At 45.9% G+C, this 23,989-nt stretch carries 23 protein-coding genes; 14 read left to right on the plus strand and 9 right to left on the minus strand.

From position 1 onward, the window contains the following. Positions 1-53 precede the first annotated feature (53 nt). A complete protein-coding gene (locus tag ABXT60_RS03655; protein WP_443631403.1) occupies positions 54-1,058 on the minus strand; it encodes an alpha/beta hydrolase in 1,005 nt (334 codons plus the stop codon). A gap of 258 nt (positions 1,059-1,316) precedes the next feature. Here ABXT60_RS03655 and ABXT60_RS03660 point away from each other — a divergent pair, with 258 nt between their 5' ends. The 4 genes from ABXT60_RS03660 to ABXT60_RS03675 all read left to right on the plus strand — a co-directional run bounded on the left by ABXT60_RS03660 (position 1,317) and on the right by ABXT60_RS03675 (position 4,019). Further along, entirely contained in the window at positions 1,317-1,811 is a 495-nt protein-coding gene (locus ABXT60_RS03660) for a DUF3429 domain-containing protein (RefSeq protein ID WP_443631404.1), read from the plus strand. A gap of 440 nt (positions 1,812-2,251) precedes the next feature. Further along, positions 2,252-2,728 carry a hypothetical protein gene (locus tag ABXT60_RS03665; RefSeq protein WP_443631405.1) on the plus strand — a complete coding sequence of 159 codons (477 nt, stop codon included), beginning with the start codon at positions 2,252-2,254 and terminating at the stop codon, positions 2,726-2,728. Between the two features lie 143 nt (positions 2,729-2,871). Continuing rightward, positions 2,872-3,270, plus strand: coding sequence for a thiol-disulfide oxidoreductase DCC family protein (locus tag ABXT60_RS03670; RefSeq protein ID WP_443631406.1), 399 nt, complete (start codon positions 2,872-2,874; stop codon positions 3,268-3,270). After that, positions 3,267-4,019 (plus strand): SDR family NAD(P)-dependent oxidoreductase, encoded by a 753-nt coding sequence (locus ABXT60_RS03675; RefSeq protein ID WP_443631407.1) that lies wholly within the window; start codon positions 3,267-3,269, stop codon positions 4,017-4,019. Before ABXT60_RS03670 ends, ABXT60_RS03675 begins: the two co-directional genes overlap by 4 nt. A gap of 58 nt (positions 4,020-4,077) precedes the next feature. Here the strand turns inward: ABXT60_RS03675 and ABXT60_RS03680 are convergent, their stop codons facing one another. Beyond that, on the minus strand, positions 4,078-4,380 hold the full coding sequence (locus ABXT60_RS03680) for a DUF1330 domain-containing protein (RefSeq protein ID WP_443631408.1): 303 nt from the start codon (positions 4,378-4,380) through the stop codon (positions 4,078-4,080). Positions 4,381-4,753: 373 nt separating this feature from the next. Between ABXT60_RS03680 and ABXT60_RS03685 the strand changes: the two genes are divergently transcribed. Further along, positions 4,754-5,626, plus strand: coding sequence for a DMT family transporter (locus ABXT60_RS03685; RefSeq protein WP_443631409.1), 873 nt, complete (start codon positions 4,754-4,756; stop codon positions 5,624-5,626). Positions 5,627-5,635: 9 nt separating this feature from the next. Here ABXT60_RS03685 and ABXT60_RS03690 read toward each other — a convergent pair whose 3' ends face one another. Continuing rightward, complete coding sequence (locus ABXT60_RS03690) at positions 5,636-6,535, minus strand: LysR family transcriptional regulator (protein ID WP_443631410.1); 900 nt, start codon at positions 6,533-6,535, stop codon at positions 5,636-5,638. Positions 6,536-6,702: 167 nt separating this feature from the next. On the opposite strand from ABXT60_RS03690, the gene ABXT60_RS03695 reads away from it, so the two are divergent. The 7 genes from ABXT60_RS03695 (at position 6,703) to ABXT60_RS03725 (ending at position 12,992) form a co-directional block, all read left to right on the plus strand. After that, positions 6,703-6,849, plus strand: a complete 147-nt coding sequence (locus ABXT60_RS03695) for a hypothetical protein (RefSeq protein WP_443631411.1) — start codon at positions 6,703-6,705, stop codon at positions 6,847-6,849. A gap of 255 nt (positions 6,850-7,104) precedes the next feature. Then, positions 7,105-7,500: a DoxX family protein gene (locus ABXT60_RS03700; protein WP_443631412.1), complete on the plus strand. Its 396-nt coding sequence runs from the start codon at positions 7,105-7,107 to the stop codon at positions 7,498-7,500. A gap of 21 nt (positions 7,501-7,521) precedes the next feature. Continuing rightward, on the plus strand, positions 7,522-8,385 hold the full coding sequence (locus tag ABXT60_RS03705) for a pirin family protein (protein ID WP_443631413.1): 864 nt from the start codon (positions 7,522-7,524) through the stop codon (positions 8,383-8,385). 9 nt (positions 8,386-8,394) lie between these two features. Continuing rightward, on the plus strand, positions 8,395-9,372 hold the full coding sequence (locus tag ABXT60_RS03710; RefSeq protein WP_443631414.1) for a glutathione S-transferase family protein: 978 nt from the start codon (positions 8,395-8,397) through the stop codon (positions 9,370-9,372). A 92-nt stretch (positions 9,373-9,464) separates the two neighbouring features. Next, on the plus strand, positions 9,465-11,009 hold the full coding sequence (locus tag ABXT60_RS03715) for a glutamate synthase-related protein (RefSeq protein WP_443631415.1): 1,545 nt from the start codon (positions 9,465-9,467) through the stop codon (positions 11,007-11,009). 165 nt (positions 11,010-11,174) lie between these two features. After that, positions 11,175-12,125: an MBL fold metallo-hydrolase gene (locus ABXT60_RS03720; protein ID WP_443631416.1), complete on the plus strand. Its 951-nt coding sequence runs from the start codon at positions 11,175-11,177 to the stop codon at positions 12,123-12,125. Between the two features lie 30 nt (positions 12,126-12,155). Continuing rightward, the gene (locus ABXT60_RS03725) at positions 12,156-12,992 is read left to right on the plus strand and encodes a DMT family transporter (protein ID WP_443631417.1); all 837 of its coding nucleotides are present in this window, start codon (positions 12,156-12,158) and stop codon (positions 12,990-12,992) included. Here ABXT60_RS03725 and ABXT60_RS03730 read toward each other — a convergent pair. Together ABXT60_RS03730 and ABXT60_RS03735 are read right to left on the minus strand one after the other, a co-directional pair. After that, positions 12,978-14,384, minus strand: coding sequence for an amidase (locus ABXT60_RS03730; protein WP_443631418.1), 1,407 nt, complete (start codon positions 14,382-14,384; stop codon positions 12,978-12,980). The genes ABXT60_RS03725 and ABXT60_RS03730 overlap by 15 nt on opposite strands. 27 nt (positions 14,385-14,411) lie before the next feature. After that, the gene (locus ABXT60_RS03735; RefSeq protein ID WP_443631419.1) at positions 14,412-15,671 is read right to left on the minus strand and encodes a M24 family metallopeptidase; all 1,260 of its coding nucleotides are present in this window, start codon (positions 15,669-15,671) and stop codon (positions 14,412-14,414) included. 241 nt (positions 15,672-15,912) lie between these two features. Between ABXT60_RS03735 and ABXT60_RS03740 the strand changes: the two genes are divergently transcribed. After that, positions 15,913-17,412: a cryptochrome/photolyase family protein gene (locus tag ABXT60_RS03740; RefSeq protein WP_443631420.1), complete on the plus strand. Its 1,500-nt coding sequence runs from the start codon at positions 15,913-15,915 to the stop codon at positions 17,410-17,412. Between the two features lie 93 nt (positions 17,413-17,505). Beyond that, the gene (locus tag ABXT60_RS03745) at positions 17,506-19,380 is read left to right on the plus strand and encodes a propionyl-CoA synthetase (protein ID WP_443631421.1); all 1,875 of its coding nucleotides are present in this window, start codon (positions 17,506-17,508) and stop codon (positions 19,378-19,380) included. Positions 19,381-19,384: 4 nt separating this feature from the next. Here ABXT60_RS03745 and ABXT60_RS03750 read toward each other — a convergent pair whose 3' ends face one another. From ABXT60_RS03750 to ABXT60_RS03765, 4 genes are all read right to left on the minus strand, one after another. Further along, positions 19,385-19,969 (minus strand): HD domain-containing protein, encoded by a 585-nt coding sequence (locus tag ABXT60_RS03750; RefSeq protein ID WP_443631422.1) that lies wholly within the window; start codon positions 19,967-19,969, stop codon positions 19,385-19,387. A gap of 10 nt (positions 19,970-19,979) precedes the next feature. Beyond that, positions 19,980-21,125, minus strand: coding sequence for a 2-trimethylaminoethylphosphonate dioxygenase (gene tmpA / locus ABXT60_RS03755; RefSeq protein WP_443631423.1), 1,146 nt, complete (start codon positions 21,123-21,125; stop codon positions 19,980-19,982). A 79-nt stretch (positions 21,126-21,204) separates the two neighbouring features. After that, positions 21,205-22,473: an NAD(P)/FAD-dependent oxidoreductase gene (locus ABXT60_RS03760; RefSeq protein ID WP_443631424.1), complete on the minus strand. Its 1,269-nt coding sequence runs from the start codon at positions 22,471-22,473 to the stop codon at positions 21,205-21,207. Between the two features lie 30 nt (positions 22,474-22,503). Continuing rightward, positions 22,504-23,928, minus strand: coding sequence for a coniferyl aldehyde dehydrogenase (locus tag ABXT60_RS03765; RefSeq protein WP_443631425.1), 1,425 nt, complete (start codon positions 23,926-23,928; stop codon positions 22,504-22,506). Positions 23,929-23,989 lie beyond the last annotated feature (61 nt).

The raw sequence follows: 23,989 nt of genomic DNA on the forward strand, positions 1-23,989 counted from the left end.
GCATACGCCTAACAGTTTAGCTTTAACAGACGTATTGGTGGAGGAAGTTTTGGTCAATCTTGATTAGGTATCCGTTTGCCGCTTAGGCTGTTAGCAAAGAAAGTGCTTACGCGGCTGGAGAACTCTTGTGGGTAAAGGTACTTGACGCCAGAATGCACAGCATCCTCTGCAAACCAGGTAGAAAGGTTTGCACCTTGCTGCTGACCCAAGGTTGCCATATCGGCTGTGTGGTGCGGTAACACTCGTGTGTCTGCTGTGCCGTGCATAGCGAACATGGGCCGGTTGTAATGATTAATAAAAGCCAATGATGGGGCAGGGTCCAGAAGCGACTCTCCTGCGAACAGTGTTCCTGCCCAGATTGCACCGGGTGCTAGCCAGGTAGGAAAGCCTTGGTATTGCAACTCTTCACGGATCAGTACTTGCAGATCAAGGTAGCCGTTATCCAACACTACAGATTGGATGCGCTTATCCATGCCAAAGGCAATAGCGGCTGTACTGGCTCCCATAGATTCGCCATAGAGACCAATGCGTTCGGCAGCAATATTCTGTTCATTAATCAACCAGTCAACACTGGCTATTACATCACGGTATTCTCTGGTGCCCAAGCTTACACGGCCGTCTTCCATGCTGGAGTCACCGTGGTCACGCTGATCAAATAGCAATACGTTAAAGCCTTGTTGGTGAAGCATGCCTGCTACGGTAAGCATATCCTGATCGTATTTATTGGAGCGAACGCCGTGTAAGCAAATGACTACTGGAGCATTGCCTGCGCCGGCAGTGGTTACGGGCAACCACCAGGCATCAAGGGTGATACCTGTATCACCCCCAGCATATTGGTGATTTTCCCAGTAATTAACCTGATATTGATCAAAGGCAAAATCAGAGGGCGCCCAGTTGTCAGTAAAATTATTGGGTGTGTTAGCACAATCAAGTCCACAGCCTGAGTCAGAGTGGGTTAGTGTGGAGTAAATATAGAAACCTATAGCCAAATAGGCTGTAGCTGCAAATAACAGAACACCTAATAGCAGCCGAGCTGCATGTTTTTTGATAAAGGACATTGGTTTTCTTCTTCTTATTATTAGGCATGATTAATGCGCGGTGTACCTTGGTATTAACCTTTCGGCGTTATATACAAAGGCGCCGCAACCTCACCGATGATAGTATACTCGCTGGCGTCTTGTCCAACCCAGTATGCTGAATCTACGCTTTTAGTTACCACACAGCACGATAGTGCAGCAAGCAGCAACAAGGTGCTTGAGAACAGCTGTAATAGGAGGTACTCTTGCGCTGCAATCGGGCACAAGTAAGGGCGAATTATGACCATAAGTTTAAATAATCCACCCCCTTCTTTACAAAATTTCATGCGCGCTTTAGGTTATGCAGGGTTAATACCCTTCATTTTTCCTCTTGGCCTAATGGTATGTGAACTATGGTTTGGCATAGTGTTTTACCATGAAATGGTGCCACCCCACTTTGCTTCCTACATGTTCATAACCTACAGTGCTGTTATTTTAAGTTTTATGTCTGGCACATTATGGGCACACGGGCAGAGAATTAATGAACAGTATTTGGCGAAGTGTGCTGTCTTACTGAGTAATATGCTCTCTTTAAGTGCTTGGTGTGCAGTGCTAATGAGTTATGTTGCACCCGAATGGGCAGTATACTCGGTGGCTCTTTTAATGGCTGGGTTTGTCAGCTTATTATGTGTGGAACATGTGATTGGTGGCATAGGCAAAGCATACTGGCGCCTACGTTTGTCGCTGACAATTATCGTTGTGGTTCTGCACCTTAGTATGCTGGTAATTATTTAAATAGTCCTTTCCATTTAAGTAGAGCCGTGATTATGGATGCTAACCTCGTACCGTTATTTATATTTTCAAGCATTATGGCTAATCGCACCCTATCCATAACTAAGTTTGTCCTAACTGAGTAGGTTAGTTAACCCCCATAACAGCTATCTTTCATGTAAAGCTTGTTATCAACTCATCTAGCCCGTTACAATAAAGAACGTTACATTTTAAAGACATGTATAGATAAAAAGGCAAGTATTCTGGCTGTAGATAAAGGCAATCTATTCGTTGGGAAGCTTACTTTTAAACCACTATACTTACCTATATCAAACGAAAGTACGCGGTGTAAAGGTAGATCAGTACTCGTTGCTTGGGCTGAGGGGCACAGGTTTATTAATGCGCAGCAGCAGAGCTAATAAATTAATACAACTCCCCTAGGAAGGTACTTTTGAGGGTTTCTTATGAAAGATGATATTCGGGTGACGGAAGAAGAGCTGGACGCTTTATTCCCGCAAAATAAGATTAATGAAACCAAATTAGAAGACATTCGGCCAAGAATACGGGCTCGCTGCCTGCTCGTGTTGTCGCTCTTTGGGATCTGGGCTGTGGCTGTTGCTTATTACCCAGAATATCATCTTGTGAGCATTTACAATGAGCGCTTGCTTGGTAAAGGTGTCTCAGACTCGTTGAGTTACGCTAGGCTATTTTTTGCCATTGTTGCTGTTGTGTTTTATCTTTACTCGTTTTATGCGGACTTATTTTTTAGGTACGCTAATATTGCCCTATTAATAGTGCTATGTGGCCTTTTATGGATCGACTTAGAGATGATCTTGTTGCTTTACTCATTTAATGACCTAATATTGCCTTTTTTTGGATTGTTTGCGGTTAAGGTAGTTGGAGTGGTTCTATTATGGCAAAATTTTCGAGATGTCAGCTAAGAGTAAATAACCCAAAATAGGGACTATTTCCTGCCAACGTCTTTGAATGTGGTGTCGTAAATTACTAATGGGTTTGTTGCCGACTACCAGCCTTAAAATCTGGGCCGTTAAATAATTATCTTTATGTAGATGGAGCTTTAAAATTGACAGAATTAACTATTTTTTTTGATGGGGGTTGCCCTCTATGTGCTTCTGAAATCGGTCATCTTGAGCGACTAGACAGTGGTAAAAAACTGTCCTTTGAAGACATTTATGCACCTTTCTTTAGTGAGCGATTTCCCCACATAGAACTGCAAAAAGCGGACCTAATATTGCATGGTCAGTGGAGTGATGGAAGCATGATATACGGTTTGGATGTTACCTATCACTCATGGGCTTTAGTAGGCAAACGCCACTGGGTAGCCATTCTTCGTTGGCCTATTTTTAAGCAAATAGCTCAGTTAGGGTATCGATTTTTTGCTAAGTATCGCCACCGTATATCGTCACTTGTCACGGGCAAGCCTCGCTGTGAGCGGTGTGAAGATGGCAGCCTTTCAAAATGACCCACGATACCTCTAATAGCGCATTAGTATTGGGTGCCAGTGGTGGTTTAGGTTCAGCTTTGGTAGCTCATTTTTTAAGTGATTCTGCTATCACCTGTGTCTTCGCGGTGAGCAGCCAGGAGCAATCTGCGGCTCTACTGGTACTACCTAACTTGGCAAGTAAGTTGGTTTGGATTAAAACGGAATATGACGAGCAGCCAATGGCAGAAGTTGCAGATCAGCTGCAATCTTATGCGGGCAACTTTGGCAGAGTGTGTATTTGTCATGGGTTGCTGCATTCAAAAAAAATATGGCCAGAAAAGCGCCTTGAGGACATTAACGCGCAGGCCTTACATGAAATATTCCAAAGCAATACGGTGGTACCTGCGCTCTGGTTAAAATTACTATTTAAAGTTCTCAAAGGTAAGGCCCCGTGCATCGTGGCTACGTTGAGCGCTAGAGTTGGCAGTATAGGTGATAACCATATGGGAGGCTGGCACTCCTATCGAGCCTCTAAGGCAGCATTAAATATGGTTTTGAAGAACATGGCGATTGAATATGCCCGACGCGCCAAAAACGTTAAGTTAATTGCGTTTCATCCGGGCACTACAGACACTAGTTTATCGAAACCTTTTCAAGCCTCAGTGCCAAGTGGCAAACTTTTTTCACCCGCATTTGTTGCTTCACAACTGTCCCAGATCATGGCCAGTGCCGAGCTGGATGGCGCACTTTCTTACCTTGATTGGAATGGCCAACCGATAACGTGGTGATGGGTATCTAAGCTTGGCGCCTCGCTGGGGTGACACTGTGCCGTTATTGGGTGTAAAGCTACTTTAGGCCGGGTACTAACATAAACGAGCCGTAGTTTATGTCGCTGTTGCTTAATCTATGGGGCTTTATTGCAGTGTAACCTGGGCTCTCTAGCGCCTGGGTGGCTTTTTCTACACTTGGAAATTCTGCAATTACATGAACGTCAAACTGGCGTCCCTCATGATGAGTTGCACTTGGGCTTCGCACTAAAACCTTGCCGTCAAATTGAGCAAATATGTCTGCAACCTTGGAGCTATAATTGCCTACAAAATCTTCTTTATTAGTCATTTTTACTAAGGCAATTAAATAACCTTTAACCATAATATTTTTTCCCAATCGAAGTGTTCTGTTAACCACCCAATAACAATACCTCTGCCTATAACCTTTGTCTAGTGCGCTTTGGGTGTTGCTTAGGTGCGCAGGTACTGAGGACTTTTGATGTTCAATTGGTTGCTCTGGGTGACGTGAACGGTAGTTCGGTGAATGACAATATAACCAAAATTTCACTGATTAAGTTGGTCAGCCTACTCACAGGTAAAATTAATAGAATTTATGTATTATTGCTACCAGAGAATTTTTCGGAGAGGATAAGGGCCTTTGAAACAGCTCAACTGCCTTTGGCAGGCACCATTGGCATTTACTTGCAGGTTCAACTTAGCTATTAGCAGGTAGCTACAAAACTGAAATTTAGCATATGAAACTATCTGACGTGTTAATTGCCCTCATGGTGCCGCTTATTTGGGGTATGGGGTTAGTGATTGCTAAACCTGCAGTTGATCAGTTTCCACCCATTTTGCTCATGGCACTGCGGTTTTCAGTGACTGCCTTATTATTGGTGTGGTTTGTGCCGGTACCAAAAGGTATGCGTAAGTCTTTAGCGCTGGTGGCTCTGGTTGGTTCTACCCTGCAATATGGGTTGTCTTATAATGGCTTAAAGTTACTAGACGCAAGTACAACAGCCTTAATTGTTCAAATTGAAACACCATTTTTATTGCTCATTAGCGCTGCTTGGCTAGGAGATCGGTTAACCATACGCCAGCTGGTAGGCTTAGCTGTTGCCTTTGTGGGGATCTATATTCTTACCGGTGCGCCTAATTTAGTGGGCAAATGGGTCGGTATTAGCTTGACTCTATGTGGGGCTTTTATGTGGGCCTTAGGCCAAGCTTTAATGCGCCGTTTAACAGAAAGCCAACCCAACCGGCTTTCTGGTATGGGCACTATTGCCTGGGTTTCAGTGTTTGCCGCCCCCCAATTGTTTGTGGCTTCTCTCATTGTTGAAGACCAACATTGGTATCATATTACCCATGCTGGCATCGCTGTATGGGGTGCTGTGGCCTATCTAGGTATCGTGATGACAGCGCTTGGCTATACCTGTTGGTATCATGTGTTGGGCCGATATCCAGCTTCTCAAGCAGGGCCGTATTTGCTTTTGCTGCCTGTATTTTCTATCCTTGGTGGCTGGTTGTTCTTAGGGGAACCTATCAATCAAACTATGTTACTTGGGGGTGCTGTAATTGTTTTTGGCGTGGCGTTACTTACTCTCAAACGATCATCTGCCAATACATAACGGGTTTAGCTAATCCCAATAGGGTGTGTCACCAAAGCGCTCAACAAGAAAATCAATCAGGCTTCTAACCTTTCTTGGCAGGTATCGGGTGGCTGGGTAAATTGCATAAGCGTGTATGGTGGTCATTGAGTAGTTCTCTAGTATGGGTACTAGATCTCCACGTTGTAGTGACTCCCACACGTAGAAAGTTGGCAACATAATAATGCCATGGCCGGTGAGGGCCAGCATCGTCATCGCATTGCCGTTGTTAGCAATAAGGCTCGACTGTCCATTAACGAGATGTTTCTGCCCCTCAAGGTCCCATAAAGGCATGCCCGCCAATGGCCAGCCCGGCCGCTTTAGTATTTTATGATGCTTTAACTGTGCTGGATTTTCTGGTACACCTTGGCGCTTGAGATAATCTGGGCTGGCGCAGATAACATGCTTAATGGGTGCTATTTTTCGGGCCTTTAGGCTAGAGTCTGGCAGGGAGCCGATACGAAATGCTAGATCGTAGCCACCCTCTATGAGGTCTACTTTACGGTCAGAAAAATCTAACTCAATACTTAATTCGGGGTGCTGGCGCATAAATAAGTCGATAGCGGGTGTGAGATGAGTAACGCCAAAAGTCAATGGTACAGCCAGCTTTAACGATCCTGTCAATACTTTGTTTTCACGCGCTATATCACCATTCAACGAATCTACTTCACCTAATAGTAGTTGAACTCGCTGGTAATATTGGTGGCCAGCCTCAGTGAGGCTAGAGGTGCGCGTAGTGCGGTTGATGAGCTTGGACCCTAATCTACTTTCCAGGTCACTAAGCCGCTTGCTAACGGCAGATTTTGCCAAGTTAAGTTGCTCTGCAGCTTTGGTGATACTTCCCGCTTCAACAATCCTTACAAACACCTGCATATTTTCTAGCTGGCCCATAGGTATAGTTCTCAATTCACGAACAATGTTTCCATATTCTTTATGTTTTTCTGTATTTAGTCAAACTGTATAGTCTTGCTGTGAGCAATAAATTACTTTAGGCCCTCTTAGTTGTTGCTAACACTCCCCGTTACCATAATGATTTTTAATGAGAGAAGGAAAAAATTATGACAAATGTAAGAAATGAAAATGGCACATGTGGATGTGGCAGATCACCCACTGGAAATTGTATTGGTTGGCATAACCTAACGCCTGCAGAATATGAAGCCAAAACCGACAAAGAAAAACAAGCAGCATTTGGAAAATCAAAGTAAAGCAAAGTTGGGCTTGAGATTTCAAAGGGTGAAACACACCTTAAGCATTATTAGTTAAATAGGGAATGTAAATGTCTCATGGTTTATCCATAAACGTTGTTCCCTTTTTGCTAATAATCATTTGGTGGTTGGTTTTAATTTAATTAACCTTTATAAGCGTGATTAAAGCCAAAACCTACCCTGACAAAAGGGTCGACAAGGCAAATTTAATGGACTGAATAAGTCACAAAAATATATCAAAAATGGAGTAATATCATGAATAATCTATCTACGTTCGCTGCACCCATTGGTCGTTTACTGTTGGCAATGATGTTCCTTATGTCGGGCTTGAGCAAGATTGGCAACTTCGCAGGCACCCAGGGCTATATGGACGCCATGGGGGTGCCGGGTGCTCTTTTGCCCCTTGCAATTGCTCTTGAGGTATTAGGGGGATTGGCGATCATTATTGGCTGGCAAACAAAGATAATGAGTGTGGCTTTAGCCGGTTTTTGTGTGGTGTCAGCGGCGCTGTTCCATAATGACTTTAGTAACCAATCAGAAATGATCATGTTTATGAAAAACGTCACTATTGCAGGCGGTTTTTTATTGTTGATTGCCCATGGGCCAGGTGCCTATGCCCTAGATAATCGTGTAAAGTTTGCCCAAACGTAAATAAATTTGAGAGAGCTCTTTATGACTGCTTTTAAACATACCAACCTAGCATCAAGAGAACTGCAGTTTAACACACCCGGCATGCCAGCCTCAGATGGCGACGGGGTTAAAATGACCCGTATTATTGGCACCCCGCAGTTAAATATGCTCGATCCGTTTTTGCTGTTAGATGCCTTTGGCAGTGATAAACCGCTGGACTATATTGGTGGTTTTCCAGACCACCCACACAGAGGCTTCGAAACCGTTACTTATATGCTAGCCGGCCGTATGCGCCATAAAGATAGCATAGGCAATGAAGGGGTTATTGAGGCCCATGGCGTGCAGTGGATGACGGCAGGTAAAGGCATTGTGCATTCAGAAATGCCAGAACAGGACAGTGGTCTGCTCGCAGGTTTTCAGTTGTGGGTGAACTTACCCAGTAAAGACAAAATGTGTGAGCCAAAATACCAGGAGTTTGTGGCTCAAGACGTAACTTTAGAGCAACGAGACGATGGCACTCAAGTGAGGATCGTTGCGGGCGTCACAAATGAAGGTAGTGTTGGGCCGGTGCTAAGGCACGACATTGAGCCCACCTTTATGGACATTACTTTAGCGCCAAGCAGTGAGTTTAAACAACAGATCAAAGCCGGTGATACGGCCTTTATTTATGTCATCGAAGGCCATGTGCTGGTGGGAGACAAAGTGAGCCTTTTACCTGCCAAACGGCTCGGTGTGCTGGATGATGGCGACCATGTCAGTTTAACGGCAGCGCCCCAAGGGGCAAGATTGTTATTAGTGGCCGCCACACCGATTAACGAAAGCGTTGCCCGAGGTGGGCCGTTCGTGATGAACACCAAAGCTGAAGTAATGCAGGCTTATGATGATTTTAGAAACAATAGATTTTAGGAGATAACAATGGGATTACTTGTTAATGGCGAGTGGCATACTGATTGGTACGACACTAAAGCCACGGGTGGGCGTTTTGAACGCAAAGCCCCCAGTTTTCGTAACTGGATTACAGCAGATGGCAGTGCAGGGCCTTCCGGCACTGGCGGCTTTAAAGCAGAACCTAATCGTTATCACCTGTATGTATCACTGGCGTGTCCATGGGCCCATCGCACCATGATCTACCGCCAGTTAAAAGGCCTAGACACCATGATTTCTATGTCGGTGGTGAATGCCTTTATGGGTGATGAGGGCTGGACCTTTGAACCAGGGGATGGGGTGATTAGCGACTCGATACACCAAGCCACTAGGATGCACCAAATTTATACGGCAGCCATGCCAGACTACACGGGTCGTGTGACGGTGCCAGTGATTTGGGATAAACACACGCATACTATTGTGAGTAATGAGTCACCTGAAATCATCCGCATGTTTAATTCGGCCTTTGATGGTGTAGGCGCTATTGCTGGAGACTTCTGCCCACCCGAACTCCTTGCAGAAATTGATGAATTGAATGAGTTTATCTACCCCAACATTAATAATGGGGTTTACCGGGCGGGATTTGCCACCACTGAGGCAGCCTATAACGACGCCGTAGCCGATGTTTTTAATGGTCTTGATACCCTGGAAGCGAGGTTAGACAAGCAGCGTTATCTAACGGGCAACACCATTACCGAAGCAGACTGGCGTCTTTTCACCACCTTGGTGCGCTTTGATGCCGTTTATGTAGGGCATTTTAAATGTAATCTGCGTCGAATTGTAGATTACCCAAACCTGTGGGGTTATCTGAAGGACCTATATCAAGTGCCTGGTGTAGCGCAAACGGTGCACTTAGAGCACTGTAAGGCCCACTATTATGGCAGTCATGAAACCATTAACCCCACCTTGATTATACCTGCAGGCCCAGTGATTGATTTTATGCAACCCCATGACCGAGCGTCAGTTTAGTAGACGCTTAGTGTTAATGAGTCCCTTAAAGACTGCTCTTGGTAGTCTTTTTTTGCACTTAAATGCATATAAACCAGATAGAGAAATAATAGATGAGACCTTTAGTTGCTAATAATAAACCTGTTAAAGTCACCCTTGCCAAAGGTGAGGCCTACGCCTTTTGTACCTGTGGGCGATCGAGTCAGCAACCCTTTTGTGATGGCTCCCATGTCGGCACTGACTTCAAACCTCAGCAGCTAGTGGCAGAGGAGGCAGGTGATGCGTATTTGTGTCAGTGTAAACATTCTTCAAATTCACCATTTTGCGATGGCAGTCATAAACAATTTGACGACAATGCAATAGGCAAAGAAGGCCCAGGTTTGGGAGTTGACGCCTCTAAAATACCACTTGTTAGCGCCACAAAAGAAGAGCCTACGGTTGAGTTTATTCATCAACTGGCTAGAGACGGTTTATCTAACATGGGCCACCACGGTCCCATGGTATCTATGGGGGTGCCCCGTCACGCGTTGCCTCACTGGGATGATATTCAGATTATGACAGCACAGATGGCACGTAAACCTTTGTTTGAAGATGTGGCGGTCAATAGTGAATTAGTGATTGGCCCCAGAGCTAAAAAGCCACTCATTTTAAAGACCCCATTATTTGTTTCAGATATGAGTTTTGGTGCATTATCAGAGGAAGCTAAGTTGTCCTTATCAATGGGTGCTGAATTGGCTGGCACCGGTATTTGTTCTGGCGAAGGGGGCATGTTACCTGCAGAGCAACAAGCCAATTCACGTTATTTTTATGAACTTGCTAGTGCCCAATTTGGGTATGATGAATCGAAGCTAAAAAATGTTCAGGCCTTTCATTTCAAAGGAGGTCAAGGGGCCAAAACAGGCACAGGGGGGCATCTTCCTGGCAATAAAAATGTTGGTAAAATTGCTGAAGTACGTGGTATTAAAGCTGGCGAGGCGGCTATATCACCACCCACATTTAAAGATTTACACTCTCCTCAAGATTTCAAAAAATTTGCTGATCGAGTGCGCTCAATAACGGGTGGTATTCCCATTGGCTTTAAGCTCAGTGCCAACCATATTGAAAAAGACATTCAGTTTGCTTTGGATGCCAGCGCTGATTACATTATTCTTGACGGGCGCGGCGGTGGCACAGGGGCTGCTCCTGAAATGTTTAGGGACCATATCAGTGTGCCTACGATTCCTGCTTTGGCAAGGGCCCGCAGGTATTTAGACGAGCAGGGTGCAAGTGGTAACGTCACTTTGATCATTACGGGTGGTTTGCGAGTGCCCATGGATTTTGTTAAAGCCATGGCTTTGGGAGCCGATGGTGTGGCGATCTCCAATAGCGCAATGCAGTCGATCGGTTGTGTTGCTGCAAGAATTTGTAATACTAATAACTGTCCTGCTGGAATCGCCACTCAAAAAGCAGATTTACGGCAGCGGTTGAATGTCGAAAAATCGGCTCATCAACTTAAAAACTTTTTTCAATCCTCAACCCTCTTGATGCAAGTGATGGCGCGAGCCTGTGGGCATGATGCTTTAAGAAAATTCACTCAAGAGGATTTAGCAACCTGGCACCGCGACATGGCCTTATTGAGTGGTATCAGCTACTCAGGTATTATGCCGCAACCCACTTAGTCTGCCAGTGTTTTGGTTAGGGAGCAGACCTTAGTAGCCACAGAGCTGAGGGTGAACGAGACCCGTGATTTTCCTTCGGCTGGCTAAAGGGCAAGCGGTTTGCTTTCAGTGTATGATCTAAGGCTATTTAGGTAGTATCAAAGAATTATTGTGAGGTCACTGAGTATGGTAAACCTTTTACGTAATGGTTCCCTGGTCATTCTTTTAGGGCTTGGCATCTCTTTAGTCTGCATGAGTCAAATGGTGTTAGCTAACAATGCTAAATTTACTACTCAACACATCAGCGGCCCTGTCTACGCAATTATTGGTGAGACGGGGAACCGCAGTGCTGAAAACTTAGGCAATAATGCTAATTTTGGTTTTATTGTTGGCAATACAGGGGTGCTTTTAATCGATAGTGGAGCGGGTACGCAGGCAGCCAAGGCCATTGAAGCCGAAGTGGGCCAGACGACCTCATTGCCTATTACGACTGTTATCAATACCGGTGGCCAAGACCATCGTTGGTTAGGTAATGCGTATTTTGCTCAACAAGGTGCCCGCATTATTGCCAGTAGTGCAGCTGTTAACGATCAAGATGAACGAGCAGGGGATCAAATACAAGGGTTAACCGGCGCTACAGGCCAAAACCCTATGCAGAATCTCGAACCAGTCACTGCTGACATTACCTTTGACCAAACCTACACCTTAAATCATGCAGGTTTAGAAATTCACATTAAGCATCAAGGTGCAGCTCACACGCCCGGTGACAGTTGGGTTTATATTCCTACCTTAAAAATTCTATTTACGGGCGACATTGCCTATGGTGACCGTATGTTGGGTGTAATCGAGGTGTCTGATAGCCAGTCTTGGGTTGAGGTGTTTGAGGTGATGGCTCAATTGCCGGCACAGCAGGTTATTCCTGGTCATGGCGCAGTAAGTACGCTCCCCAAGCTTAGTGAGCAAACTTATAATTATTTAGTTCATCTGAGGCAGGGTGTCAGAGAATTCCTAGACAATGATGGCGACTTGGTCGACATTCGTACCGTTGACCAGTCTGCCTTTAGCCACCTACTTAACTACGAAGGCATCGCTCCAGGTAACGCCTTACGCGTATTCCAACAGATGGAATGGGAATAACTAGGGAAAGCCCTATACTAAACTACAATTATGCGACTTATTATACTCAGTCTTGTCACTTTGTTGGCTTTCGCTGCCAATTCACTGCTCAATCGTGGTGCTTTACAGTATGAATTAATTGGACCAGGAGAGTTTGCTACCTTGCGAGTGGCTTTTGGTGCGTTAGCGCTGTTCATACTATTAGCTTGGCGTAACAAAAGTCTTCCTAAAGCTAAACCCCCACAATTCAAAGGCGTTGTTGGTCTTGCTGCATATATGGTGGGTTTTTCCTATGCCTATGTGAATCTAGACGCAGGCCTTGGTGCCCTGATCTTATTTGGCACGGTGCAAGTAGTGATGTTTGCTGCTGCAGCTTTTTCTGGCGAACGTCTATCTGCCTATCAATGGTTGGGCACGGTCATTGCATTGCTAGGATTAGTGGTACTGTTTTTGCCAGATAAAGAGGTTAACTTACCCTTCAACGGTGTGTTGCTGATGCTAGTGGCCGCTTTTGGCTGGGCGCTTTACTCACTTGAAGGACGCAAGGTAAGTGACCCTTTGCTCACCAGTACGTGGAATTTTATCTATGTGTTACCTATTACTCTCTTAGCCCTGTTAATAAGCGGTGATAGTGTTCTAATCACCTTCAGTGGTGTGCTGTTAGCGCTGGTGTCTGGGGCTATGATGTCGGGTTTGGGTTACGCTTTATGGTACTGGGTTTTACCACAGTTAGATGTCACTGTTGGCGCTCTAGCGCAGTTGTTGGTGCCGGTTTTTGCGTTGATATTGGGCGCTTTATTTTTGCAGGAAGTTGTAAGCCTGCGTGCCACTGTAGCAGCGGCTTTAATTGTTGGCGGTGTAGCGGCTGGCAGCCTACTCAAGCGGTAACTTAGGCCGTTGTTGCCCGTAGCCTGTGTTGCGCTCAAACGCGGCCGCTATTTGTAGCACCAGCAGGTCCTCCCCGTAGCGGCCAGTGATCATGACACCGTGTGGCATGCCATCTTTAGTGAAACCACAAGGCACAACAATTGAGGGTAAGCCTAGCAGGGGTGCAAGGTAGAAAGCAGACCAATCGCACATGCCTTGCCCAGCCGTATCCTTGGCCCCGTAAGCGAAGCAGTTGTGTGCAGGGGTGATGATAACGGCATGGTCTTGCATGTATATCTGTGTGTTAACCCGCAGTATTTCTCTAGCTCTAAACATATTAAAAATTTGTTGGGCACTCATGCTCATGTAGTGATCAACATTAGCTTGAATGCTCGGTTTCACCGGCCTTTTGTGTAAACAGTCGTGAAGTACTTGGGCAGGCAACCCTTTGACATAACTGTAGGCGTTAAAATCACTGTAGAGTTGCCTATAACTGCTGCCAAGGTTCAGCTCTGTACTGGAAAGAGTCAGCCCGAAGCCTTCGAATACACGGCTATGAGCTTCAAACAAGGAGCTTATTTCTGGTTCCATATTACGTTTAGCAAACTCTGCAGACCAAGATGCTGTTATCCCCATTGGTAGACTATCCAATGCGTCCATAGTGATCCTCTGGCCCGCAAAAGGGTAAGGCGTTGCTGAACGTAAATCAGGCCCGTCACACGCTTCCATGAACAAGGCAGTGTCTTTTACGCAGCGAGTGAAGGCGCCTGCAGTGCTGGTGTTTCCATCAGCGAGGGAGCCCGGTGGGCCTGGAATTCTGCCGGAGCTTGGGCGAAACCCTACACAATTGCTCCACGCAGCGGGCGAGCGCACAGAACCACCAATATCGCTGCCGTCGGCCAGAGCTACCATGCCACTCATTAGGCTAGCAACCCCGCCACCACCGCTACCGCTGGTGGTTTTGTCTAGGTTCCATGGGTTTAGGGTAAGGCCAAAAATAGTGTTACTGGTCACGCCACCTGAGGCACAATCTGGGGTGTTACTTTTGCCTAAAATAATTGCTCCAGCGGCTTTTTCTCGAGCTACAAGCACGTCATCTTGAGTTGGGGTGTGATTAGCAAAGTGGGGGTTGCCTAGGGTGGTACGTATGCCTTGTGTTGCAAATACATCCTTAACAGCGATAGGTAAGCCATGCAGCAATCCTAAAGGTTTAGCACCCGTGGTATATTGCCGATCAGCCACCTCTGCCTGCTGCCTTGCGCTTTCTAAGTTCACTGTAACCAACGCATTGATGGTTGGGTTATAACGCTGGGTTTGCTCTATAAAGGCTTCTAATAACTCCCGGGCGCTAATTTCCCGAGTTAGCAGCTTGCTGCGTAATTGATGGGCTGGCGTAAAACAAAGTTCAGACATTTAAGTGTCCCTTATACTGGCGATGAGCTAGTTAAATGACCCAATAGCAAAGTCTGATAAAAGCTCAACCCCAGTTTTGGTAATGCGTACTTGCTGTTCTAGCTTTACGCCTTCCTTCTCGCCAACGCCCCCAGTGTAAGACTCAACACACACCACCATGTTTTCCTGAAAGTGGCCGTTGTAACCTACTTTATTGTGGTCTTGTGGGTGATAAATACAGGGGTATTCATCAGCTAGGCCCACACCATGCACGGAACAAGAATACCGATTGGGGGCAAAGCGTTCTGGCAGCTTCCAAGATCGATCTACAAAGTCGTGAAAGGCCAAGCCGTCTTTAAGTAAACCCATGTTATAGGTAATGTGTTCCATGGCAATGTCATAGATGTCTTGCTGAGTTGACGTAGGCTTTTCGTGCCCCGCAATCCACGCCCGAGAAATGTCAGCGCAATAGCCGTAGGGGCCAATTAAATCAGTGTCGAAAGAGACGATGTCGCCTTTTTGAATCATAGCGTCGGAACTTTCTCGCATCCACGGATTAGTGCGCTCACCTGCAGTGAGAATTCGGGTTTCTATCCACTCACCGCCGTTACGAATGTTTTCAAAGTGTAGGTGTGCCCAAAGTTCATTTTCGCTAATGCCAGGCTCACAGTGGTCCCACATACGTTCCATACCTTTTTGGCACACGGTAATGGTCCATTGCATTAGTTGCAATTCTTCGGCCGATTTGATGCCACGCGCATGCTCCATGTACTCCATGCCAGAGAGGGTTTCAATGCCGTGTTTATTTAACTGGGCAATGCCTAGCTGTTCACAAATGTCTATGGCTAGGCGTTTATTGCCGCCACCATACTGCTGCATTAACGAGGCAATGTCTGCACCCCACCGCATGGCCTGTTCTGGCGCACGTTCACCTGCGGCGAAATAGGCCCATACAATTGCTGGGCGAATCTCATTTACTGTGAGTTGCCCATTGGGTAAGCGCTTTTCATCGTGCAAATGAGCGCAGTTGTGGTAGTCAAATAATATGACAGGGCCGTCAGAAAATATAAGGCAATAGCGAGACAGATTATGCATGGTCCACAGTTGCATGTTGGAGGTGTCTGTGGCGTAGCGAATGTTGCAGGGGTCATATAGCAGCACTGCAGCGATGTCATTGTCTTGCAGCACCTGGCGCGTCCGTTTTAGTCGGTAGTCTCTTGCCTTTCTTATGGTGGCTTCATTTATAGAGTTTTTAAGTGCAACGTCAGCTGCATCTTGGTTGAGGTAGCGTTTTTTACGATCAATCACGGCTGTAACTCCTAACCCGGCTTTTTATAGTATGCGCCTGCTTTCATTAAATTAATATATAGCCTATTCTGTATCATTGTTTGCAGCGACAAACGAATGCTAAATATTAGGCGTAACTGGAGACCATTTCGAACACAATAGGCTAAACAAAACCAGTAAAATAGACAGCGAAGGGGCCCTGTAATACATCACATTGCCTCCAGCTGGTGCGAAACATTTTAACAAAGGGTATACCTCATATATGAAAAATAACAGCCTACTAATTGTGTTGGGTAATCAATTGTTTCCCCTAGAAAATATGCAAGCTGCTGAGGCTGGCGCTGTATTTATGGCAGAAGATCTAGGCCTATGTACCTATGAAAAGCATCATAAGTTAAAAATACTAATGTTTTTAGCGGCTATGCGAGAAAAACGTGACGAGCTTCAGGCCAATGGTTTACGGGTTGAGTATGGTGCTATTGAGCAGCCTAGCTTTGACCAACCCTATGAACAGAAGTTAGCGGCCTGTATTTTAGACCTTGGTATAAAGTCTCTGATAATATTTGAAATAGAAGACAAAGATTTTGAAGCCCGAATAAAAGCTTTTGCGGAGCAGCAAAAGCTGCCTCTAACGGTGTTGCCTTCGCCCATGTTTCTGTTGGAGCGAGAAGAGTTTTTAGCCTTAAATAAGAAATTTAAAGTGCTACGTATGGGTAACTTCTATAAAGAAGTGCGTAAAAAGCTCAATATCCTTATGGATGAGAATCAAAAACCCTTAGGAGGACAGTGGTCTTTTGATGAAGATAACCGCAAAAAGATCCCTAAAGGGCTAGCGTTACCTGATCTGTACACACCCAGTGAATCGCAGTATGTTGAATTATTAAAGCCCACTATAGCGGCTAAGTTTTCTCATCACCCAGGCCAAATGGATGATGTGTGGATGCCCCTAACCCGGCATGATGCGCTAGAGAACATAGATTACTTTTTAGAGGTTAAGTTTGAAAAGTTTGGGATCTATGAAGACGCCATTTTACAGAAGAATACCTTCATGTTTCATGGGGCCATAAGTCCTTCATTAAATATGGGGTTAATTACACCCAATGATATTATTGATAAGGTATTGGCTTATACCGAACAAAACCATGTGCCGTTAAATTCTGTAGAGGGTTTTTTACGGCAAATTATTGGCTGGCGAGAGTTTATAAGAGGGGTTTATCAGCATCATGGAGAAACCCAGCTTAAAAGTAATTTTTTCAATTTTTCTGGCGCGTTAAATAGTAGCTGGTACTCTGGTGAAACTGGCATCCCACCGTTAGATGATGCAATCAATTTTTCTGATCGCTTTGGTTATACCCACCACATCAACCGACTAATGGTTATTTCTAACTTAATGACCCTTTGTGAAGTTCACCCAGATAAGGTTTATCATTGGTTTATGGAAATGTATATTGATTCTTCAGAATGGGTTATGACACCCAATGTGTTTGGCATGGGCACTTTTGCAGACGGTGGTATTTTTGCCACCAAACCCTATATTTGCGGGTCTAACTACATTTTGAAGATGAGTGACTATAAAAAAGGTGACTGGTGCAACACGGTAGATGGCCTATATTGGCGTTTTGTTAGCCGCAATATGGGAATGCTAAAAAATAATCCACGTTTGTCGTTTATGCGAAGTACCTTAGAAAAAATGGATGAGGAGCGAAAGACGTTGATTTTTGCTTGTGCAGAAGACTTTATTGCCACCCATTGTTCCGGTTAACGCGAGTGGTCTTACCCCAATGTCGTAGATTAATTCTGCCTTGCTTCGGGTACTATTACACGCTAATGATTTTGATTAATCGAGAATAAGTTTATGAGCTACGCTGCTTCCTATAAACAGGCCCACAACCAACCCACTGTGTTTTGGAAGCAGCAGGCTGAGCGCCTGGCATGGTTTAAAACACCTACTGTGGGTGTAGATACCAGCGAACTACCTACTGGGCGGTGGTTTCGCGATGGTGTAATGAACACCTGTTATATGGCGCTAGACCATCATGTGGCTAATGGCCGTGGTGATCAGGTCGCCATTCATTACGATTCCCCTGTGACCAACAGCAAATCTAGTCTTACTTATAGGCAGTTATTAGAGCACGTTGCTGTGTTTGCTGGAGCCTTAAGAGATCAAGGTGTTGGTAAAGGTGATCGAGTAGTAATCTATATGCCGATGGTGATGGAAGCCGCTATTGCTATGCTGGCTTGTGCGCGTATAGGTGCAGTTCATTCTGTGGTGTTTGGTGGTTTTGCTGCCGCTGAACTTGCAGTGCGTATTGATGATGCAAAACCAGCAGCCATTATTAGTGCGTCTTGTGGCATCGAAGTGGCCAAAATTATTGCCTATAAGCCCTTGTTAGATGAAGCCTTAGACATTGCACAACACAAAGTGCCAAGTGTGGTTATTTTGCAAAGGCCCCAATTGCAGGCAATATTACACACTGGCCGTGACTACGATTGGCTACAACTTATGGCCCAAGCCAAAGCAGTAGACGCTGTGCCAGTTAAAGCAACAGATCCGCTATATATTCTCTATACGTCAGGTACCACAGGTAAGCCTAAAGGCATTGTGAGAGATAATGGTGGCCATGCAGTAGCCCTCAACTATAGCATGAAGGCAGTTTACAATATGCGCGCTGGTGAGGTGTTCTGGGCGGTCTCTGATGTTGGCTGGGTGGTAGGGCATTCATACATTGTGTATGGCCCTTTGTTGGCTGGCTGCACAAGCATTTTATACGAAGGTAAGCCGGTGATGACGCCAGATGCTGGGGCTTTCTGGCGAGTAATCGAAGAGTACAAGGTTAAAGCTGTTTTTTCTGCTCCCACCGCTTTTCGTGCCATAAAAAAAGAAGATCCCACTGGCCAATTGTTGAAAAATTATGACATTAGTAGTTTAGAAACAGTGTTTATGGCGGGTGAACGATTAGACCCACCCACATACGATTGGGCAGTAGAGACGATTGGTAGGCCCGTGGTAGACCATTGGTGGCAAACAGAAACGGGTTGGCCTATTTGTGCTAACCCCGTTGGGCTAGATAAGCTGCCTGCTAAAGCCGGCTCATCTACGGTTGTGATTGCGGGTTATGATTTGCACATTTTGTCTGATGAAGGGCACCTTATGGGTGACAATAATAAAGGTAATATTGTCCTCAAACTACCGTTACCGCCAGGCTGTCTAGTGGGCATTTGGGGAGATGATAAGCGCCTAAATGACGCGTATTTAAAAGAGTTCAAAGGTTACTATAGCTCTGGAGATGGGGGATATAGAGATAGCGATGGTTATATATTTATTATGGGCCGTACGGATGACGTCATTAATATTGCTGGCCACAGGTTGTCTACTGGTGAAATGGAAGAGGTAGTGGGCGCCCACAACATGGTAGCTGAGTGCGCTGTGGTGGGTGTGAAAGATGAGCTTAAAGGCCAGCTGCCTATAGCATTAGTGTTGCTAAAAGCCGGTGCAAACATTGATGAAGCTCAGTTGGCTAGTGATATTGCAGGTATGCTTCGTAAAACTATTGGCCCTATCGCGGTGCTCAAAAGTGCCCACATTGTGCCACGCTTACCAAAAACCAGATCAGGTAAAATTCTGCGTAAGATCATCCGTAATATTGCCAACGGTGAAGACTACGTCGCGCCGTCTACCATTGATGATCCAGCCAGTTTAGACGAAATTAGAAAGCTACTTATGGGTTAATAATTTAACCGCAGTGCTCATCCACCAAGCTCTGCAATAGTGTCTGAAAATAGACAAAGGGATAGGTCTTTAGGTTGGCAACTTTGCCAGTGTCATCAAGCAAACGCACCTGAATAATCTCTTTTAGGTGGGGGTTAGTTTCAAACTCACACACCTCGTCTGCATTCATGGCCCCACCTTGCAGTTTCAATGAGTGCACTGAGGCGTCGCTGAGCTGTGAGAAATACGCTGGCCGAGTTGCGCACAGGTAGCGTTTGGCTGCGACATGATGGCGTACACATTGAGTGACTTTTTCTGGGAAGAATGGTGCCAATACATTAGCCCCATAAGTTTCATGTTTCAGGTCAAGAGTGTCTGCCATAGAAAATGTGCCGAAATCATTAGTGAAATGGCCAATGTCATGCAAGAGTGCCGCGGCAACCACAGTTTTAGAACGCCCCTGCTGGTCTGCTAGGGACGCCGCTTGCAGCATATGCTGCGCCATAGTGACTGGCTCACCAAGGTATTGTTGCGCGCCACTGTGTCCAAAAATGTCTGATAAGTGAGCGACAATGGTGCTTGATGTTAATGTGTTTTGAGGGCGCTCCATGGGTGATCTCCTAAACAGTTGGGGTGTTGCTATGGGTTTTGTTAAGCACAGCTAAACGAGAAAGTAAGCTGTCCATGTCGGCATAACAGCCTTGCAGCCACCGTGTACCGGCACCTGAAAAAGCCTTACGAGCATGCAATATACGCGTATTGTCGATGACAAAACAATCACCAGGATTAAGTCTAAAGCCCACTTCCAAAGCTGGGTCATTTATAATTTCACCTAAACGGCGATAGGCGCCATAATAGTCTGCCATATGCTTAAAGGGAATGTCGGTGAAAGGCGCAGCAGAGCGGTTGTTAAAACGTATACTTTGTAATTGCCCACCTGCTGACAGTTCAATGATGGGACGTTTAGCGTGTAAGCAAACATCATTTTCACCGGCATACTCAAAATGGGCACAATAACGGCTCAGCAGATTAAAGCCTTGGGGGCTTTCCTTTCTCAGTGTGGTGGCAGCCATAAAGCCATCTACCAATACATTGTCACCCCCAGGTGCCGAGCTTTCTAGGCAGTAGAGCACTTGGATAGTGGGCACAGGGTCACGATAAGGGTTGTCTGTGTGGGCTTGCAAGGCCAAGCCCGTATAGGCAAGGTTGGTGGGTTTTTCTTCTACTCTTACGTCAAAAACACGCCCATAGTTGGTCTCTCGAAGGTAGCCAAATAAGTCGACCACTTGCGTTAACGCACCCGCTTCTACAGGCCCTTTGTTAAGCTTGGCAAACCCTAAGCGTGCGATGCTTTCAAGCCATATTTTTAGCCTTTCGGGCGAAGCTATAACAGCATCAAAATTGGCCTTGGGTAGGTTGGGTGTTAAACTGGCGTCCCAAAGGGTTTGGCTGGGATTGTGCCACCCCTTAGTGTCATTCTTGGGCTTATCGTAGCTGTGGTTTAGCAACCATTGAATGGGGTAATCTAAGGTTTTGCCTTCTGGCATAAAGGTAATCTGTAAGTCATTTTTATGCAGTTGGGCAGCGCTTATGTGGACACTGGCATCAATGTCTGTCAAAGCAATCAGGCGTTGGCCATTACTTTCGCTGCGGGTGTCTTTGTCTAATGCATTATCCCTTAACCACAGGGCATGAAAACGATGGGTATTGCCAGCAACTGTTAGGCTAATAAATTCGCCGTGTGGGGAAATAGCAACCTTGTTCATATAAGCTCCGTTATTCATATAAGCTGCATTACTTATCTGAAGTTCACTTTAGGTGTGGGCCTATTGAGTTTTTTCAGGCCTACAACCGACAACTTAACCAGTGGCTAAGGGTGGCTCCCATGTCAAAAAAAGTGGCCTTCAAATGGGTATAGGTTTCTGGCTTGGGGTTTGTTATGGCAACTGGCAAATGATCTTCGTTGCCACTGAAGGCCCACTGAGCCGCCGCCTTGCCAAACAGTGTGCCAGGCCCAATACCACGGCCACTGTAGCCGTATAAACGAATACCATTAGTGCCAAGCTGGGTGATTTTTGGTAAATGATTAGTGGTCATGGCGATATGCCCGTGCCACATGTATTCAAACTTATATTGAGTAATCTGTGGGAACAAGGCCCTAAGTTTACGGTGAGCCCAGTTAATGTGAGTGCCTTTGCCTTTGCCATCTAAGGACCCCACACCACCAATGATTAAACGCCCACTTTGATCCATTCTAAACGACGACATCACCTGATTAGTATCCCAGCACCCCTCACCGTTAGGTAACACACTGGCTCTTTGTTGCAGCGTGAGTGGTTGAGTGGCAAATTGCACATAATCAACGCTAGTAAATGCTGTAGAGCGGGGTAACAAGGTGTCGTAGGCGTTTGTGGCGTGGATTAGTTTATCCGCAGTAACGCTGCCATGGGCCGTGTTAACCAGCCAGTGGTTACCCTTGCGCTGATGGGTAATGACAGGTGACTGGGTATGGATCACCGCCCCTGCCCTTGTAGCTGCGTGCGCAAGGCCTAGGGCGTAGTTTAGCGGTTGCAATGTGCCTGCTCTGGGGTCTAGTAAAGCCCCTAAAAACTGGCATGATCCAGTGCGCTGCAAAGTGTCACTCGCCCCTAATAATGTCACCGGGGCATGCCGTTTCACCTGTTGTGCAAGGCGTTGTTTGAGTTGGCGTAAGCCAGCGTTGTTAGAGGCACAATGTAAGGTGCCATGGCGCAGTGCTTCACATTCAATCTGATGCTTTTCTATGAGGGAAAACACAAGTTCTGGCGCCGCAGCTAAGGCATGGTTAAGTGTGATTCCCGCAACTTGGCCCAGCGCAGTTTCAACCTCATCTGGGGGTGTCCATAACCCCGCATTAACCAACCCTACGTTTCTACCAGACCCACCATGCCCCACGGTGTTTGCTTCTAGCACGTGCACGCGCATGCCTTGCTCAGCCGCGTGCAGAGCGGCGCAAAGGCCACTGTACCCAGCCCCTATAATCACAAGCTCACTATGTAGATCACTACTAAGGGGTGAACTAATCAGGTTACTGTTGGCATTGGCTCGCCAAAGGCTATGGTGGGTTATTGGCATGTTGTGTTGCACCTTCTCTTCGCTGCTTGCCTAGAGTCGTAACATTATTTTAATGAGTCTATCGAATTTTTTCCCATAAGGGGGGTACATCATAGACAAAGACGAAAAACGCGCTTGTTTAAAAATGGGCCTTAGTTTACTCACAGCCATAAACCCTTCTATGCCGTGATATTGCCCCATGCCACTTTCCCCTGCGCCCCCAAATGGCATGTCGTGTTGGCCCACATGCAGCGCGGCGTCATTGAGACATACACCACCGGATTGGGTTTTGTTAATCACTTTGTTTTGTAATGGCTTGTCATTACTAAATAAATATAACGCCAGAGGCTTATTTTTGCTGTTAATGTAGCCCAATACGTCGTCTATGTGCCGGTACGCCATAATGGGTAATAGGGGGCCGAATACCTCTTCCTGCATTATTCTCATGGTGCCCTTAACCTGGGTTAATAAGGTAGGAGGAAATTTTCGAGTAACCTCATTAGCTTGGCTATTAGGTACCAATACCGTTGCTATTGCACCCAGATTAATGGCATCTGCAAGCGTGCTTTTAAGGCGCAGGTAGGCCTTGTCATCAATAATAGACGTATAATCCGCACTTTCTATACTGGCATAACGGCCACTTATAATGGTTTTTGCCGCAGTAACAAATTCATCAACCTTGCCCTCTGGAACAAAGACATAGTCTGGCGCTACACAGGTTTGGCCTGCGTTTAAGCACTTGGAGAACAATAGACGTTCTGCTGCTTTAGTGATTGAGTAATCCGCAGCAATAATAGTAGGGCACTTGCCTCCAAGCTCTAAGGTAACCGGCGTTAGGTTGCCTGCAGCGGCGCGCATTACTTGGCGGCCACTGTTGCTAGACCCAGTAAAAATGAGGTGATCAAAGGCGAGTGCGGAAAATTCTGCGCCTTTGGCACCATGAGCAATGGTGAGCATGTCTGCTGAAAACTTCTCAGCAAATAAGCCTTCTAATAATTGGCTTAAATGGTATGAATTAGCAGCCATTTTAATCATGCAGCGGTTGCCTGCAGCAAGGGCACCAATGAGGGGGCTTATGCATAAAAATAATGGATAGTTCCATGGCACAATAATGCCCACCACACCCAAGGGTTGCGGAATTACCCTATTGCCAGAGCCCAAGAGCCAAATAGATGTGGACCGTTTCTGGGGCCGCATCCACTTTTTTAATCGTTTACGGGTATAGCGGATGCCATCAATACATAAAAACAGTTCTGCTAACTGGGTTTCTTGCTGAGCACGGTGGCCAAAATCTTTAGAAATAGCCTCTGCAATGGTGTATTGATTGGCTTTTAGAATATTAAACAGGGTATCCAAGCTCGCCAACCGGTGTTCTAAGCTAGGGATACCCTGGCGATCGTAGGCGTTTTTTTGTGCACTTAGTAGTGTGTGTAAATAAGGCGTGCTCATGCGAGCTTGGGGAGAAGGAGTGGCCATGACAAAAGTGATCTGCTTTAGGTGTGTTTCCCTTAATAATGAATCATAAGGCTAAGCCTCC

The organism is Candidatus Njordibacter sp. Uisw_056 (genome assembly GCF_047730085.1).
Classification (GTDB): Bacteria; Pseudomonadota; Gammaproteobacteria; order Pseudomonadales; family Balneatricaceae; genus Njordibacter.